The 13,488-nt window shown below is 61.8% G+C and carries 16 protein-coding genes; 6 read left to right on the top strand and 10 right to left on the bottom strand.

Annotated elements, in window-relative coordinates:
• Positions 1-489 precede the first annotated feature (489 nt).
• Positions 490-930: a hypothetical protein gene (locus tag DWF74_RS17895; protein ID WP_102862742.1), complete on the bottom strand. Its 441-nt coding sequence runs from the start codon at positions 928-930 to the stop codon at positions 490-492.
• Between DWF74_RS17895 and trmL the strand changes: the two genes are divergently transcribed.
• Positions 929-1,384: a tRNA (uridine(34)/cytosine(34)/5-carboxymethylaminomethyluridine(34)-2'-O)-methyltransferase TrmL gene (gene trmL / locus DWF74_RS17890; protein WP_016963309.1), complete on the top strand. Its 456-nt coding sequence runs from the start codon at positions 929-931 to the stop codon at positions 1,382-1,384. The two genes, DWF74_RS17895 and trmL, sit on opposite strands and share 2 nt — an antisense overlap.
• 184 nt (positions 1,385-1,568) lie before the next feature.
• On the opposite strand, the gene secB is transcribed toward trmL, so the two are convergent.
• Genes secB through DWF74_RS17875 form a run of 3 tightly spaced genes read right to left on the bottom strand, consistent with a single transcriptional unit; the run spans position 1,569 to position 2,761 of the window.
• Positions 1,569-2,051 (bottom strand): protein-export chaperone SecB, encoded by a 483-nt coding sequence (gene secB, locus DWF74_RS17885; RefSeq protein WP_016963308.1) that lies wholly within the window; start codon positions 2,049-2,051, stop codon positions 1,569-1,571.
• Between the two features lie 42 nt (positions 2,052-2,093).
• Positions 2,094-2,348, bottom strand: coding sequence for a glutaredoxin 3 (gene grxC, locus DWF74_RS17880; RefSeq protein WP_115581420.1), 255 nt, complete (start codon positions 2,346-2,348; stop codon positions 2,094-2,096).
• The gene (locus DWF74_RS17875) at positions 2,348-2,761 is read right to left on the bottom strand and encodes a rhodanese-like domain-containing protein (RefSeq protein ID WP_102862740.1); all 414 of its coding nucleotides are present in this window, start codon (positions 2,759-2,761) and stop codon (positions 2,348-2,350) included. Before DWF74_RS17875 ends, grxC begins: the two co-directional genes overlap by 1 nt.
• Positions 2,762-2,926: 165 nt before the next feature.
• Here DWF74_RS17875 and gpmI point away from each other — a divergent pair, with 165 nt between their 5' ends.
• The 5 genes from gpmI to DWF74_RS17845 all read left to right on the top strand — a co-directional run bounded on the left by gpmI (position 2,927) and on the right by DWF74_RS17845 (position 9,496).
• A complete protein-coding gene (gene gpmI, locus DWF74_RS17870) occupies positions 2,927-4,462 on the top strand; it encodes a 2,3-bisphosphoglycerate-independent phosphoglycerate mutase (RefSeq protein WP_115581419.1) in 1,536 nt (511 codons plus the stop codon).
• A gap of 185 nt (positions 4,463-4,647) precedes the next feature.
• Complete coding sequence (locus DWF74_RS17865) at positions 4,648-5,568, top strand: DUF1460 domain-containing protein (protein ID WP_102862738.1); 921 nt, start codon at positions 4,648-4,650, stop codon at positions 5,566-5,568.
• Positions 5,569-5,788: 220 nt separating this feature from the next.
• Positions 5,789-7,075 (top strand): murein hydrolase activator EnvC family protein, encoded by a 1,287-nt coding sequence (locus DWF74_RS17860; RefSeq protein ID WP_102862737.1) that lies wholly within the window; start codon positions 5,789-5,791, stop codon positions 7,073-7,075.
• A 31-nt stretch (positions 7,076-7,106) separates the two neighbouring features.
• Entirely contained in the window at positions 7,107-8,417 is a 1,311-nt protein-coding gene (locus tag DWF74_RS17855; RefSeq protein ID WP_102862736.1) for a S41 family peptidase, read from the top strand.
• 272 nt (positions 8,418-8,689) lie between these two features.
• The gene (locus DWF74_RS17845; protein WP_115581417.1) at positions 8,690-9,496 is read left to right on the top strand and encodes a divergent polysaccharide deacetylase family protein; all 807 of its coding nucleotides are present in this window, start codon (positions 8,690-8,692) and stop codon (positions 9,494-9,496) included.
• A gap of 84 nt (positions 9,497-9,580) precedes the next feature.
• Here DWF74_RS17845 and DWF74_RS17840 read toward each other — a convergent pair whose 3' ends face one another.
• The 6 genes from DWF74_RS17840 to hisB form a co-directional block, all read right to left on the bottom strand.
• Positions 9,581-10,336, bottom strand: a complete 756-nt coding sequence (locus DWF74_RS17840; protein ID WP_102862734.1) for a substrate-binding periplasmic protein — start codon at positions 10,334-10,336, stop codon at positions 9,581-9,583.
• Between the two features lie 63 nt (positions 10,337-10,399).
• Positions 10,400-11,170: an imidazole glycerol phosphate synthase subunit HisF gene (gene hisF / locus DWF74_RS17835; protein WP_015633827.1), complete on the bottom strand. Its 771-nt coding sequence runs from the start codon at positions 11,168-11,170 to the stop codon at positions 10,400-10,402.
• A 9-nt stretch (positions 11,171-11,179) separates the two neighbouring features.
• Positions 11,180-11,917: a 1-(5-phosphoribosyl)-5-[(5-phosphoribosylamino)methylideneamino]imidazole-4-carboxamide isomerase gene (gene hisA, locus DWF74_RS17830; protein ID WP_007921811.1), complete on the bottom strand. Its 738-nt coding sequence runs from the start codon at positions 11,915-11,917 to the stop codon at positions 11,180-11,182.
• A gap of 42 nt (positions 11,918-11,959) precedes the next feature.
• On the bottom strand, positions 11,960-12,220 hold the full coding sequence (locus tag DWF74_RS17825) for a DUF2164 domain-containing protein (protein ID WP_115581416.1): 261 nt from the start codon (positions 12,218-12,220) through the stop codon (positions 11,960-11,962).
• Positions 12,221-12,859 carry an imidazole glycerol phosphate synthase subunit HisH gene (hisH, locus tag DWF74_RS17820; protein ID WP_110595364.1) on the bottom strand — a complete coding sequence of 213 codons (639 nt, stop codon included), beginning with the start codon at positions 12,857-12,859 and terminating at the stop codon, positions 12,221-12,223.
• Positions 12,859-13,452, bottom strand: a complete 594-nt coding sequence (hisB, locus tag DWF74_RS17815; RefSeq protein ID WP_011058736.1) for an imidazoleglycerol-phosphate dehydratase HisB — start codon at positions 13,450-13,452, stop codon at positions 12,859-12,861. The genes hisH and hisB overlap by 1 nt, the downstream gene beginning before the upstream one ends.
• Positions 13,453-13,488 lie beyond the last annotated feature (36 nt).

The raw sequence follows: 13,488 nt of genomic DNA, 5'->3' as shown, positions 1-13,488 counted from the left end.
ATCCCTTCGAAAACGCAAAAGCCCCGGATTCCGGGGCTTTCGGCTTTTTGTCCAGGCAATTCATGCAGCACTAGCCAGAGTTGGCACGCCCCCTGCAATAACCCTATCACTACCCAGTTTAGGGGACCTTGGTACAGGCAGGCCGGGGATTCCCCTCTTTAATACCCGGCCCATCACGCTCACAGTGACGGGCCACGTTTTCGGGAACCTCGGTACAGGCAGGCCGGGAATTCCCTCTTTAGCACCGGGCTCATCACGCGCATCGCGACGAGCCCAAGGTTTCGGGAACCTCGGTACAGGCAGGCTGGGGCTTCCCTCTTTAACACCGGGCTCATCACGCTTTGAGCGACGCGCCCACAACCCTTTCGGGGACCCTGGTACAGGCAGGCCGGGAATCCCCTTCTTTACACCGGGACTCATCGCCCCCAAGGCGATCAGCCCCTCCCGCTTTTGGGGGCCTTGGTACAGGCAGGCCGGGGTTTCCCTCTTTTATTCCTCCCGCAGGTGGATCGCCAGGCGCCAGCGCCCCTCCACCTCGCTACCCGCCCAATCGCCCCGCAGCGGCCGGGCGGCCACCAGATTCAGCAGCAAGCCCCGGTCCGCCAGGCGCACCCGCCAGTTCACATTCTTCTGATTGACCTGTAGCTGACCGTTCTGCCCGCGCCCCTGGGCGTCGAACAGCAACGCCACGGCGCCGTCGATATGTTCGCCGTGAACCTTGGGCTCATGGTTGAACCACAGCACCAGGCCATCAGCGGCCACCTCGACCTGCTGCAACTCCACAGGATCGGGTTGGGTCAGGCGGCCAATCATCAGCCCCACCATCACCCCGACAATCGCCAGGGAGCCGAATACCTTCGGCATTAGCTTCGGTCGCGGGTCTTCTTCAGGCGTAGAATGCAGCCTGTCTTTCTCTTCGGAGCCGTGCATGTTTCACGTCATCCTCTTTCAACCAGAAATACCGCCGAATACCGGCAACGTTATCAGGCTATGCGCCAACAGCGGCTGCCACCTGCATTTGATCGAGCCGCTGGGTTTCGAAATGGACGACAAGCGCCTGCGCCGTGCCGGCCTCGACTATCACGAATACGCCACCTTGCAACGCCACGCCGACCTGGCCAGTTGCCTGGAAAGCCTCGGCCATCCGCGCCTGTTCGCCTTCACCACCAAGGGCTCGCGGCCCTTCCATGACGCCAGCTTCAAGGAAGGCGACGCCTTCCTGTTCGGCCCGGAAAGCCGTGGCCTGCCGGCGGACGTACTGGACGCCCTGCCCGGCGAACAACGCCTGCGCTTGCCCATGCGCGAAGGCTGCCGCAGCCTGAACCTGTCCAACACCGTAGCCGTGGCCGTCTATGAAGGCTGGCGGCAACTGGGCTTCAAGTAACCATTCTCTGTAGCCGCTGCCGCAGGCTGCGACAAGGCCCGAAGGGCCTTCTTGCAGGCGCGATCACGGCGCCCACTTCGTGGTCGATCGCAGCCTGCGGCAGCGGTTACAGGGTTTGGACAGCTGACGCCCGAGCATGAAAAAAGCGCCGTTACAGGCGCTTTTTTCGTACCGCAACCCGTACTTACTGAACGGTGTTTTCGCCGGCGGACTGCAGGCGTTGCAGTTCCTGGGCGTACAGCGCGTCGAAGTTCACCGGAGCCAGCATCAGCGCCGGGAACGAACCACGGGTCACCAGGCTGTCCAGCGCTTCGCGAGCGTAAGGGAACAGGATGTTCGGGCAGAAGGCACCCAGGGTGTGGCTCATGGAAGCCTCGTCCAGGTTCTTGATCAGGAAGATGCCGGCTTGTTGCACTTCAGCGATGAAGGCCACTTCGTCGCCGTTCTTCACGGTCACGGACAGGGTCAGCACCACTTCGTGGAAGTCGGCTTCCAGAGCTTTCTGACGGGTGTTCAGGTCCAGGCCGACGCTTGGCTCCCACTGCTGGCGGAAGATGGCCGGGCTTTTCGGCGCTTCGAAGGACAGGTCACGCACATAGATGCGCTGCAGGGAGAATTGCGGTGCGCTTTCGTCTTCGGCAGCAGCCGTGTTCTGTTGGTCAGTCATCTCAGATCCTTCTTGATCTTGGGGTCTATAGGGTTAGGAATTTCAGGCCGCCAGCAGCGCGTCGAGCTTGCCGGCGCGCTCCAGGGCAAACAAATCATCACAACCACCTACATGGGTGGCACCGATCCAGATCTGCGGTACGGACGTGCGTCCGGCCTTCTGAGCCATATCGGCGCGCACCTGCGGCTTGCCATCGACCTTGATCTCTTCGAAGGCTACGCCTTTGCTCCCGAGCAGATGCTTGGCCCGCGAGCAATAAGGGCAGTAATCACTGGAGTAGACGATGACCTGGGGCATTACTTCACCAATGGCAGGTTGTCGGCTTTCCAGCTGGACACACCGCCAGACAGTTTGGCCGCGGTGAAACCGGACTTCAGCAGCTCACGGGCGTGGGTGCCGGCGTGCTGGCCTTGGGCGTCCACCAGGATGATGGTCTTGGCCTTGTGCTTCTCCAGCTCGCCGACGCGGGCGGCCAGCTTGTCCTGAGGAATGTTCAGCGCGCCGACGATGTGGCCAGCGGCGAAGTCCTTGGACGGACGGATATCGATCACTACGCCCTGCTCGCTGTTGACCAGCGCAGTCAGTTCACGGGTGCTGAGGCTGCGGCCACCGCGGCTCAATTCATGAGCGATCAACAGAGCCAGCAGGATGGCGAAGGCGCCGACGAGCAAGTAGTGTTCAGTGGCGAATTGAATCAGGTGAGCAACCATCTAAGGAGGTTCCAGGGCGTTAAAATGTCGGCCAGTATACACAGCCCTCAAGGTCGGCCAAACCCCGCCCGGCGGTGACGCCATTGGAACTTCGCTTTAAACTGCCACTCCGTTTTTCCACACCTCCTTTCTCAACACTTCCCTATCCAGCCACGAGTGGACGCCATGACTACCACGCCTAAACCTTTGGTCCTGATGATTCTGGATGGCTTCGGTCACAGCGAGAGCCACGAATCCAATGCCGTCTATGCGGCCAAGAAGCCAGTCCTGGACCGCTTGTGCGCCAGCATGCCCAACGGCCTGATCTCCGGTTCGGGCATGGACGTCGGCCTGCCGGACGGACAGATGGGCAACTCCGAAGTCGGCCACATGAACCTGGGCGCCGGTCGCGTGGTGTATCAGGACTTCACCCGGGTGACCAAGGCCATCCGTGACGGTGAGTTCTTCGAGAATCCGACCATTTGCGCGGCCGTGGACAAGGCCGTGGCCGCCGACAAGGCCGTACACATCCTCGGCCTGCTGTCGGACGGCGGCGTGCACAGCCATCAGGACCACCTGATCGCCATGGCCGAACTGGCCTTCAAGCGCGGCGCCGAGAAGATCTACCTGCACGCCTTCCTCGACGGTCGCGACACCCCGCCAAAAAGCGCCCAGTCGTCCATCGAACTGCTGGACGAGACCTTCAAGACCCTGGGCAAGGGCCGCATCGCCAGCCTGATCGGCCGTTACTTCGCCATGGACCGCGACAATCGCTGGGACCGCGTGGCCCAGGCCTACAACCTGATCGTCGACGGCCAGGGCCAGTTCAACGCCGCCACCGCCCAGCAAGGCCTGCAAGCGGCCTACGCCCGTGAAGAGAGCGACGAGTTCGTCAAGGCCACCACCATCGGCGAGCCGGTCAAGGTCGAAGACGGCGATGCCGTGGTGTTCATGAACTTCCGCGCCGACCGCGCCCGCGAGCTGACCCGGGTCTTCGTCGAGGACGACTTCAAGGACTTCGAGCGCGCGCGCCAGCCCAAGCTGGCCGGCTTCGTCATGCTCACCCAGTACGCCGCCAGCATCCCCGCGCCGGCGGCCTTCGCTCCGGGCAGCCTGGAAAACGTACTGGGCGACTATCTGGCGAAAAACGGCAAGACCCAACTGCGCATCGCCGAAACCGAAAAATACGCCCATGTGACCTTCTTTTTCTCCGGCGGCCGTGAAGAGCCGTTCCCGGGTGAAGAACGCATCCTGATCCCGTCGCCGAAAGTCGCCACCTACGACCTGCAGCCAGAGATGAGCGCTCCTGAAGTCACCGACAAGATCGTCGATGCCATCGAGCACCAGCGCTACGACGTGATCATCGTCAACTACGCCAACGGCGACATGGTCGGCCACAGCGGTGTGTTCGCCGCTGCGGTGAAAGCCGTGGAATGCCTGGACCTGTGTGTCGGGCGCATCGTCGATGCCCTGGAAAAGGTCGGCGGCGAAGCCTTGATCACCGCCGACCACGGCAACGTCGAGCAAATGTCCGACGAGTCCACCGGCCAGGCCCACACCGCTCACACCACCGAGCCGGTGCCTTTCATCTATGTGGGCAAGCGTGCGCTGAAAGTCCGTGAAGGCGGGGTCCTGGCGGACGTGGCGCCCACCATGCTCAAACTGCTGGGCCTGGCGCAGCCTGAAGAGATGACCGGCAAGTCGATACTGCTGGACGCCTGAAACTGAAGCTGGCTGTTTCCTGCACAAACGCCCGATACGCCGTATCGGGCGTTTGCGTATCAGCAGCAGCCTTTGCCTCGCAGCCTCTCCAGCTGATGAGCGCACCCAGGCAGCACCACCCGCAGCACTGCCGCACAAACAGTAATAATTATCAGTTACGATTGTGCGGCATCTGGAGAAAGCGAATGAACAAGACCACTGTATTTTTTTTAGCCTCCGTTCTTGCAGGTTGCGCCAGCCCCGCTCCTGTTGAACACAAACACACAGCTGAAATGGCTGCGTTCGAAGATCAGCGCCCCTCGGTAGAAATGGACAGCTACACCGCCGAGAAACTGAACGCCCTGCTCAAGGTTCGCCAACAGGCCGGGGCGCAAAGCACGGGCCAGCTGAGCGAGCAGATTTCACGGGCGTTCATGCACACGCCTTACGCAGCGAACATGTTGCAGGGCTCGGCGACCCTGGCAGAGAAGCTGGTCGTCGACTTCAGGGGCCTGGATTGCTTCACCTACCTGGATTACGTCGAGGCCCTGCGAAAATCCACCGATCAGGACAGCTTCATCAAGAACCTCATCCAGACCCGCTATACCGGCGACGGCGTGCACTATGCAGACCGCCGGCACTTCTTCACGGACTGGGCGCATGCCGGGCAACCGCTGACCGAAGACCTGACTGCGCAGTTGAGCGCGGATGCGGTGACCGTGACTAAACACCTCAACCAAAAGGCCAACGGGGACCTGTACCTGCCAGGCCTGCCCCTGGTCGACCGCGACATTACCTACATACCCAGCACGTCGATTGACGAGCAGGTGCTCAGCCGCCTGCAGACTGGCGACTACATTGGCATCTACACCCATCTTGCGGGCCTGGACGTCACCCATACCGGGCTCTTCATCAACACCGCCAACGGCCCCGTGCTGCGCAATGCATCGTCCAAGAAGAGGCAACGCGAGGTCATGGATTCACCCTTCATGGAATACGTGCAGAACATCCCGGGCATCGTGGTGTTGCGAACCCGACAAGACGGCCAGGCTTTCACACCGCAATCGGCGCCGGAAATCGACGCGCAATCAGCACGGCAACCCAGCCAGGCGCTCACCCACGGCTGATTGCCAACGGCGATCAGCCGCCAGCCACGCCAGCGAACGGGCCTTGCTTGATCGGGGTTTGCGGCAATAACCACCTGCACCCTGATAGCAAATGGCCCAATAACCGCCCGGAAACGGCTTTTTATGACGAACGCCGCAAAGCAGTTGGCTTTGAGGCGTTTTTTTTGCAGCGATGGGCGGGCATACTAGACCGTCCCTTTCCCTGGTGTCGCCCGCCTCTATGCTTCGCGCCCTGATTGCCCTTGCTCTGATCTGCCTGCTCCAACCGGCTTTTGCCGATGAGCGCGCGCAAACCCAACAACAGTTGGACGCCACGCGTCAGGACATTGCCGAGCTGAAAAAGCTGCTGGGCAAGCTGCAGGAAGAAAAGTCCGGGGTGCAGAAAGAACTGCGCGGCACCGAGACCGAGATGGGCAAGCTGGAGAAGCAGGTCGAAGCCCTGCAGAAAGAGCTGAAGAAAAGCGAATCCGAGCTGCAGCGACTCGATGAGGAGAAAAAAAAACTCCAGAGCGCGCGCACTGAACAGCAACGACTGATCGCCATCCAGGCCCGCGCGGCCTACCAGAACGGGCGCCAGGAATACCTCAAGCTGCTGCTCAACCAGCAGAATCCGGAAAAATTCGCCCGCACCCTGACCTATTACGACTACCTGAGCCAGGCGCGCCTGGAGCAACTGAAGAATTTCAACGAGACCCTGCGTCAGCTGGCTAATGTGGAAAAGGACATTTCCCTGCAACAGGCCCAGTTGCTGGTGCAGAAGAGCAGCCTCGACAGCCAGCGTGAAGAACTCGACAAAGTGCGCAAGGAGCGCCAGCTGGCCCTGGCCAAGCTGAACAACGACGTGAAGGCCCGGGACGACAAGCTCAAGGCCCGCGAACAGGACCAGGCCGACCTGGCCAAAGTTCTGAAAACCATTGAAGAAACCCTGGCTCGCCAGGCCCGCGAGGCAGAAGAGGCGCGTCAGAAAGCGCTGATCGCCCAGCAGGAAGCCGAAAAAAAGCGTTTACGTGAGGCCCAGGCCGACGCCAGCGATGCCCCGCGCAAGCCCGTCAGATCAAGCCCAGGCGCCTTGGTTTCCAGCGCCGGCCCTTCCTTCGGCGGTGCATTTGCTGCAGCCCGGGGAAAACTTCCATGGCCAGTTGATGGTCGACTGCTGGCACGCTTTGGTGAAACCCGTGGCGACGACTCCCGTTCCAAGTGGGACGGGGTGATGATCAGCGCCGCCGCCGGCAGCCAGGTACACGCCGTACATGGTGGCCGGGTAGTGTTCGCCGACTGGCTGCGCGGCGCCGGGCTGCTGGTGATCCTCGATCATGGCAATGGTTACCTGAGTCTCTACGGACATAACCAGACACTGCTCAAAGAAGCCGGTGATGTGGTCAAGGCCGGAGAGTCCATCTCCACAGTGGGCAATAGTGGCGGACAGGACACTCCTGCGCTGTACTTTGCAATTCGTCAGCAGGGCCGCCCCAGCGACCCGGCACAGTGGTGCCACGCGCAAGGATAAGCGCTGCATCTAAATTAGGAGTTCGTTCGACATGCTGCATTTGTCCCGCCTTACCTCGCTGGCCCTGACGATCGCCCTGGTGATCGGAGCGCCTCTGGCGTTTGCCGCCGAAACCGCTCAATCGGCGACCGCCGCGACCACCAAGGCACCTTTGCCGCTGGAAGAACTGCGCACCTTTGCCGAGGTCATGGACCGGATCAAGGCGGCCTACGTCGAACCCGTGGATGACAAGACCCTGCTGGAGAATGCCATCAAGGGCATGCTCAGCAACCTCGACCCGCACTCGGCCTACCTGGGGCCGGAAGACTTCGCCGAACTGCAGGAAAGCACCAGCGGCGAATTCGGCGGCCTGGGCATCGAAGTCGGCGCCGAAGACGGCTTTATCAAAGTGGTCTCGCCCATCGACGACACTCCAGCGTCCAAGGCCGGGATTCAGGCCGGCGACCTGATCGTCAAGATCAACGGCCAGCCGACCCGTGGCCAGACCATGACCGAAGCCGTGGACAAGATGCGCGGCAAGATCGGCCAGAAAATCACCCTGACCCTGGTGCGCGACGGCGGCACGCCGTTCGACGTGACCCTGGCCCGCGCCACTATCCAGGTGAAGAGCGTGAAGAGCCAGTTGCTGGAGTCGGGCTACGGCTACATCCGCATCACCCAGTTCCAGGTCAAGACCGGCGAGGAAGTCTCCAAGGCCCTGGCCAAGCTGCGCAAGGACAACGGCAAGAAGCTCAACGGCATCATCCTCGACCTGCGCAACAACCCGGGCGGCGTGCTGCAGGCCGCGGTGGAAGTGGTCGACCACTTCATCACCAAGGGCCTGATCGTCTACACCAAGGGCCGCATCGCCAACTCCGAGCTGCGCTTCTCCGCCACCGGCAAGGACGAAAGCGAAGCCGTGCCGATGGTGGTGCTGATCAACGGCGGCAGCGCCTCGGCATCGGAAATCGTCGCCGGCGCCTTGCAGGACCAGAAACGCGCGGTGCTGATGGGCACCACCAGCTTCGGTAAAGGCTCGGTGCAGACCGTGCTGCCGCTGAACAACGATCGCGCGCTGAAGATCACCACCGCCCTGTACTTCACCCCCAACGGCCGCTCGATCCAGGCCCAGGGCATCGTTCCGGACATCGAAGTGCGCCGCGCCAAGATCACCAGCGAGGCCCAGGACAGCGAGTACTTCAAGGAAGCCGACCTGCAGGGCCACCTGGGCAACGGCAACGGTGGTGCCGACAAGCCGAGCGGCTCGTCGAGCAAGGCCAAGCCGATGCCGCAGGATGACGACTACCAGCTGGCCCAGGCCCTGAGCCTGCTCAAAGGGCTGAGCATCACTCGCGGCAAGTGATTGAACCCTTCGCCGGTAAACCGGCTCCTACACAGGCTGTGTGAAAACGTTGCGAGTGAAGGCAAGACAAGGCAAAAACAGGCGAGGAACGGCCGGGGTCGCGTTCGACTTTAGGGGCCTAAATGAGCATTCCGAGCCTGTTTTTAACGCAGTATTGCCAAACGCAGTAGTTTTCACACAGCCTGTACAGGAGCCGGTTTGCGTAGGAGCTGGCTTGCCAGCGAAGCGCCCGCCAGGGCGCCCATCCCCCTGAAGGCCTGATCAATATCCCCATGATTTCCCGCTGCTTACCCCTGTTACGCTCGCTCCGCGCCCCGCTGCTCAGCCTGCTGTGCATCATGCCCCTAACCACCCAAGCCGCCGAACCCACCGCCAGCGCGCCCAAGGCCTACCTGAGCCTGATCATCGACGACCTCGGCCAGAACCTGCCCCGTGACCGCCGCGTACTGGCCCTGCCCGGCCCGGTCACCACGGCGATCATGCCCGACACGCCCCACGCTGCCGAATTCGCCCGTGAGGCCCATCGCGCCGGCAAGATCGTCATCCTGCACATGCCCATGGACCCGGCCACCGGCCCCTTCGCCTGGCACCCCGAGCTGCCCATCGAAGAGCTGCAAAAACGCCTGGACGCCGCCTTCCAAGCCGTGCCCTACACCAGCGGCATCAACAACCACATGGGCAGCCGCATGACCGCCCAGCCCCAGGCTATGGCCTGGCTGATGGCCGACTTGCAGCGCCGCCACAAATTCTTCGTCGACAGCCGCACCAGCGCCCAGACGGTCGCCGCCGCACAAGCGCAGAAGATCGGTCTGGCCAGTGTTTCCCGGGATGTGTTCCTGGATGACGAGCGCACCGAGGCGGCAATTGCCCAGCAGTTGCAGACGGCGATCAAGCTGGCGCGCAAACAGGGTTCGGCGGTGATGATCGGCCACCCTTATCCCCAGACCCTGGCCGTGCTCGAACGCGAACTGCCCAAGCTCAAGGTCCAGGGCATCGAATGGATCGATATCAAGTCGATGATCAGTCTGCGCAGCAACGAAGCCATGGCCGGGCATGGCAAGAACGGCAAGTACAGATAGGGCGGCGGCAAGCCTCAAGCTGCAAGCCAAAGCGCCGCCGACCTGCTGTTACTTGTAGCTTGCCGCTTGCAACTTGCCGCTGATCTAGAGATAGCGCGCCATGATCTCCTCCACCATCCCCTCTTTGCGCATCTGCTCCAGGGCAGCCTGAAGCTTGGCCACCACCTCATCAGGCACATCCTTGTTCAGGGCCAGGTACAGCTCGGCGCTATTGAAGCGCAGCACGGTCTTGAGACCGGTGATACCTGCCTGCTTGGCCAGGTAACGTCCGGCCGGGTCGCCGGTGGCCCAGAGGTCGATCTGACCCGCCAACAGCTTCTTGGCATTGTCCTGGTCGCGCAGCACCACTTGGGGTGCCAGGCCCTGCTTGGTCAGCGTCTCGGCAATGGCATCGCCCTTGTAGGCGCCAATCTTGTATTTGCGCGCCTGCTCCAGGGATTCGAGGGTGATCTTGCTGCCGGCCTTGGCCAGCATGATCCAGTCATCCGGACCGATGGGGCCGACCCACTTGAACAGCCGTTCGCGGTCCGGCAGGCGCGCCATGACGAACACGCCATAGCCGGGTTGCTCCAGGGCCATCTTGTAGATGCGTTCCCAGGGGAAGCGCAGGGTCAGGCTGTAATTGACCCCGGCACGCTTGAACATTTCGCGGACGATATCCACGGCAATACCGTCGATATTCTCGCCTTGAGCGAAGTTCTTGCCGTTCTTGGCCATGTTGTAGGGGGGGAAGTTTTCCGTCAGCAGCACCAGGGAGGTGTCGGCGGTTTCAGCGGCGCGGGCCAAGCTGCCAAGGAGCAGAGAAGCGCTGGCGACAACCACGAGAAGACGTTTGAACATGACGGGATACCAGAATCCATGGCGTGCCCAAGAGTGCCGCGAGCACGCCATGCTGTCCAGTGGCTATCGCACAACAATCCCGCGCTGAGCCATATAGGCCTTGGCCTCGGGAACCGTGTATTCACCGAAGTGGAAGATGCTCGCCGCCAGCACCGCGCTGGCGTGACCTTCGATGATGCCGTCGGCCAGATGCTGGAGGTTGCCAACGCCGCCGGAAGCGATCACCGGAATCCCCAGGGCATCGCTGATGGCCCGGGTCACGCCCAGGTCGAAGCCGTTTTTCATGCCGTCCTGATCCATGCTGGTCAGGAGGATTTCGCCAGCACCCAGGCCTTCCATCTTCTTCGCCCACTCCACCGCATCCAGCCCGGTGGGCTTGCGTCCGCCATGGGTGAAGATTTCCCAGCGCGGGGTTTCGCCCGGACCGGAGACCTTCTTCGCATCGATGGCGACCACGATGCACTGGGAGCCGAAATGCTGCGCCGCTTCGCCGACGAACTCGGGGTTGAACACCGCCGCGGTGTTGATCGAGACCTTGTCCGCGCCGGCATTGAGCAGGTTGCGGATGTCCTGCACAGTGCGCACGCCACCGCCTACGGTCAGCGGGATGAACACCTGGCTGGCCATGCGCTCGACGGTATGCAGGGTGGTATCGCGCCCATCGACGCTGGCGGTGATGTCGAGGAAGGTGATCTCGTCAGCGCCCTGCTCGTCGTAGCGACGAGCGATTTCCACCGGATCACCAGCGTCACGGATGTTCTCGAACTTGACGCCCTTGACCACCCGGCCGTTATCCACGTCCAGGCAAGGGATGATGCGTTTGGCCAGTGCCATGGCGAGTCCTCAGCCTTGGTACGAATCGCAGAAAGCCTGGGCTTCTGCGACATCGAGGGTGCCTTCATAGATCGCGCGACCAGTAATGGCGCCGATGATTCCCGGAGCCTTGGCATCCAGCAGGGCCTTGATGTCGCCCAGGTTGTGGATGCCGCCGGAGGCGATCACCGGAATTTTGGTGGCCGCCGCCAGGGCCGCAGTGAACGGCACGTTGCAGCCCTGCATCATGCCGTCTTTGGCGATGTCGGTGTAAACGATGGCGGACACGCCGTCGGCTTCGAAGCGCTTGGCCAGGTCGATCACCTGCACGCTGCTGACTTCAGCCCAGCCGTCGGTGGCGACGAAACCGTCCTTGGCGTCCAGGCCGACGATGACCTTGCCCGGGAACGCGCGGCAGGCCTCGGCCACGAACTCCGGCTCCTTGACCGCCTTGGTGCCGATGATCACGTAGCTCACGCCAGCCTTCACATAGTGTTCGATGGTTTCCAGGGAGCGGATGCCGCCACCGATCTGGATCGGCAGGTTCGGGTAACGCTTGGCGATCGCGGTAACCACCTCGCCGTTCACCGGCTGACCTTCGAAGGCACCGTTCAGGTCCACCAGATGCAGACGACGGCAACCGCCTTCAACCCACTTGGCAGCCATGCTCACCGGGTCGTCGGAGAACACTGTGGAATCTTCCATGCGGCCCTGGCGCAGACGTACACAGGCACCGTCTTTAAGATCGATAGCGGGAATAATCAGCATCTGGCAAACCTTCAAATTCGATTGTTCAGCTTCACTCGAAAATCAATTTTTCTCGAGCGCCCACAGATCGCTTTCGATGCTCTCGAACCTATCCTTGAGGTGCGTCTGCACATCGAAAATCGCCCTGTTGTAATAGTGCGGAGCAATTTCGCGAGTAAAGAGCTCAAGAATCTCCGCCGCCTCGAACGAGCCCAGGTCGAGCTCGAAGCGCTCCTCCATGAAGCGCTTGATCTTGTGCGTCGCCTCACTTTCCTGTTCGGCAGTGAGGCGCAGTATCGGCGGCTTGGATTTCTTGATCGCCATTTACCAGCGACCGTCCCAGGCAGCGAAGTTCTGCAGCAATTGCAAGCCGTGGGTATGGCTCTTTTCCGGGTGGAACTGCACGGCGAAACGCGAGCCTTCAGCCAGCGCTGCTGCGAAGTCCACGCCATAGTGACCGCTGCCTACCACCTGCCGGGCATTGCCGGCATGGATGTAGTAGCTGTGCACGAAGTAGAAGCGCGCCCGGTCCGCAATGTTGTGCCACAGCGGATGGTCCACCGCCTGCTGCACTTCGTTCCAGCCCATGTGCGGCACCTTCAGGTGCTCGCCGTCCTCGATCAGGCCCTTGCCGAAGAACTTCACCTGGCCGGGAAACAGGCCGATGCAGTCAACGCCCTCGTTCTCTTCGCTGTGGTCGAGCAAGGCTTGCATGCCCACGCAGATTCCGAGGAAAGGACGATCCTGGCTGACTTCGCGCACCAGGGTGTCGAAGCCCAGGCGACGGATCTCGGCCATGCAATCGCGAATGGCGCCCACGCCGGGAAACACCACCCGGTCGGCTTCGCGAATCACGTTGGCATCGCTGGTGATCAGCACCTTGCCGGCGCCCACGTGCTCCAGGGCCTTGGCCACCGAGTGCAGGTTGCCCATGCCGTAGTCGATAACGGCGACGGTCTGCATTACAGCACGCCCTTGGTGGACGGCATCTGGCCGGCCATGCGCTCGTCCAGCTCCACCGCCATGCGCAGCGCACGGCCGAAGGCCTTGAACACGGTCTCGATCTGGTGGTGTGTGTTGGTGCCGCGCAGGGTATCGATGTGCAGGGTCACGTTGGCATGGTTGACGAAGCCCTGGAAGAATTCCTGGAACAGGTCAACGTCGAAACCGCCGACAGTGGCGCGGGTGAAGGGTACGTGCATCTGCAGGCCGGGACGGCCGGAGAAGTCGATCACCACGCGGGACAGGGCTTCATCCAGCGGCACATAGGCGTGACCGTAGCGACGGATGCCCTTCTTGTCGCCGATGGCCTTGCTGAACGCCTGGCCGAGGGTGATACCGACATCCTCCACGGTGTGGTGGTCGTCGATATGCAGGTCGCCCTTGCTTTCGATGTCCAGGTCGATCAGCCCGTGCCGGGCGATCTGGTCCAGCATGTGCTCAAGGAAGGGCACGCCGATATCGAATCGGGCCTTTCCGGTGCCATCCAGGTTGATCGAGGCTTTGATCTGGGTTTCCAGAGTGTCGCGCTCGACAGATGCCTTACGTTCGGCCATCACCAGCTCCGCAAAATCATTGGGCGAAAAAGGCGA

Origin of the sequence: Pseudomonas protegens (assembly GCF_003363755.1) — a bacterium.
GTDB classification, from domain to species: domain Bacteria; phylum Pseudomonadota; class Gammaproteobacteria; order Pseudomonadales; family Pseudomonadaceae; genus Aquipseudomonas; species Aquipseudomonas danubii.
This window is presented reverse-complemented; position numbering and strand designations above follow the sequence as displayed.

Bases quoted from the DNA above. Each gene is read 5' to 3' on its own strand.
- DWF74_RS17845 (WP_115581417.1), top strand. From the start codon at position 8,690: ATGATTTCCCGCTGCTTACCCCTGTTACGCTCGCTCCGCGCCCCGCTG.
- secB (WP_016963308.1), bottom strand. From the start codon at position 2,051: ATGACTGACCAACAGAACACGGCTGCTGCCGAAGACGAAAGCGCACCG.
- hisA (WP_007921811.1), bottom strand. From the start codon at position 11,917: ATGCTGATTATTCCCGCTATCGATCTTAAAGACGGTGCCTGTGTACGT.
- DWF74_RS17875 (WP_102862740.1), bottom strand. From the start codon at position 2,761: ATGGTTGCTCACCTGATTCAATTCGCCACTGAACACTACTTGCTCGTC.
- hisB (WP_011058736.1), bottom strand. From the start codon at position 13,452: ATGGCCGAACGTAAGGCATCTGTCGAGCGCGACACTCTGGAAACCCAG.
- DWF74_RS17825 (WP_115581416.1), bottom strand. From the start codon at position 12,220: ATGGCGATCAAGAAATCCAAGCCGCCGATACTGCGCCTCACTGCCGAA.
- DWF74_RS17895 (WP_102862742.1), bottom strand. From the start codon at position 930: ATGCACGGCTCCGAAGAGAAAGACAGGCTGCATTCTACGCCTGAAGAA.
- DWF74_RS17855 (WP_102862736.1), top strand. From the start codon at position 7,107: ATGCTGCATTTGTCCCGCCTTACCTCGCTGGCCCTGACGATCGCCCTG.
- DWF74_RS17865 (WP_102862738.1), top strand. From the start codon at position 4,648: ATGAACAAGACCACTGTATTTTTTTTAGCCTCCGTTCTTGCAGGTTGC.
- DWF74_RS17840 (WP_102862734.1), bottom strand. From the start codon at position 10,336: ATGTTCAAACGTCTTCTCGTGGTTGTCGCCAGCGCTTCTCTGCTCCTT.
- trmL (WP_016963309.1), top strand. From the start codon at position 929: ATGTTTCACGTCATCCTCTTTCAACCAGAAATACCGCCGAATACCGGC.
- hisH (WP_110595364.1), bottom strand. From the start codon at position 12,859: ATGCAGACCGTCGCCGTTATCGACTACGGCATGGGCAACCTGCACTCG.
- hisF (WP_015633827.1), bottom strand. From the start codon at position 11,170: ATGGCACTGGCCAAACGCATCATCCCTTGCCTGGACGTGGATAACGGC.
- grxC (WP_115581420.1), bottom strand. From the start codon at position 2,348: ATGCCCCAGGTCATCGTCTACTCCAGTGATTACTGCCCTTATTGCTCG.
- DWF74_RS17860 (WP_102862737.1), top strand. From the start codon at position 5,789: ATGCTTCGCGCCCTGATTGCCCTTGCTCTGATCTGCCTGCTCCAACCG.
- gpmI (WP_115581419.1), top strand. From the start codon at position 2,927: ATGACTACCACGCCTAAACCTTTGGTCCTGATGATTCTGGATGGCTTC.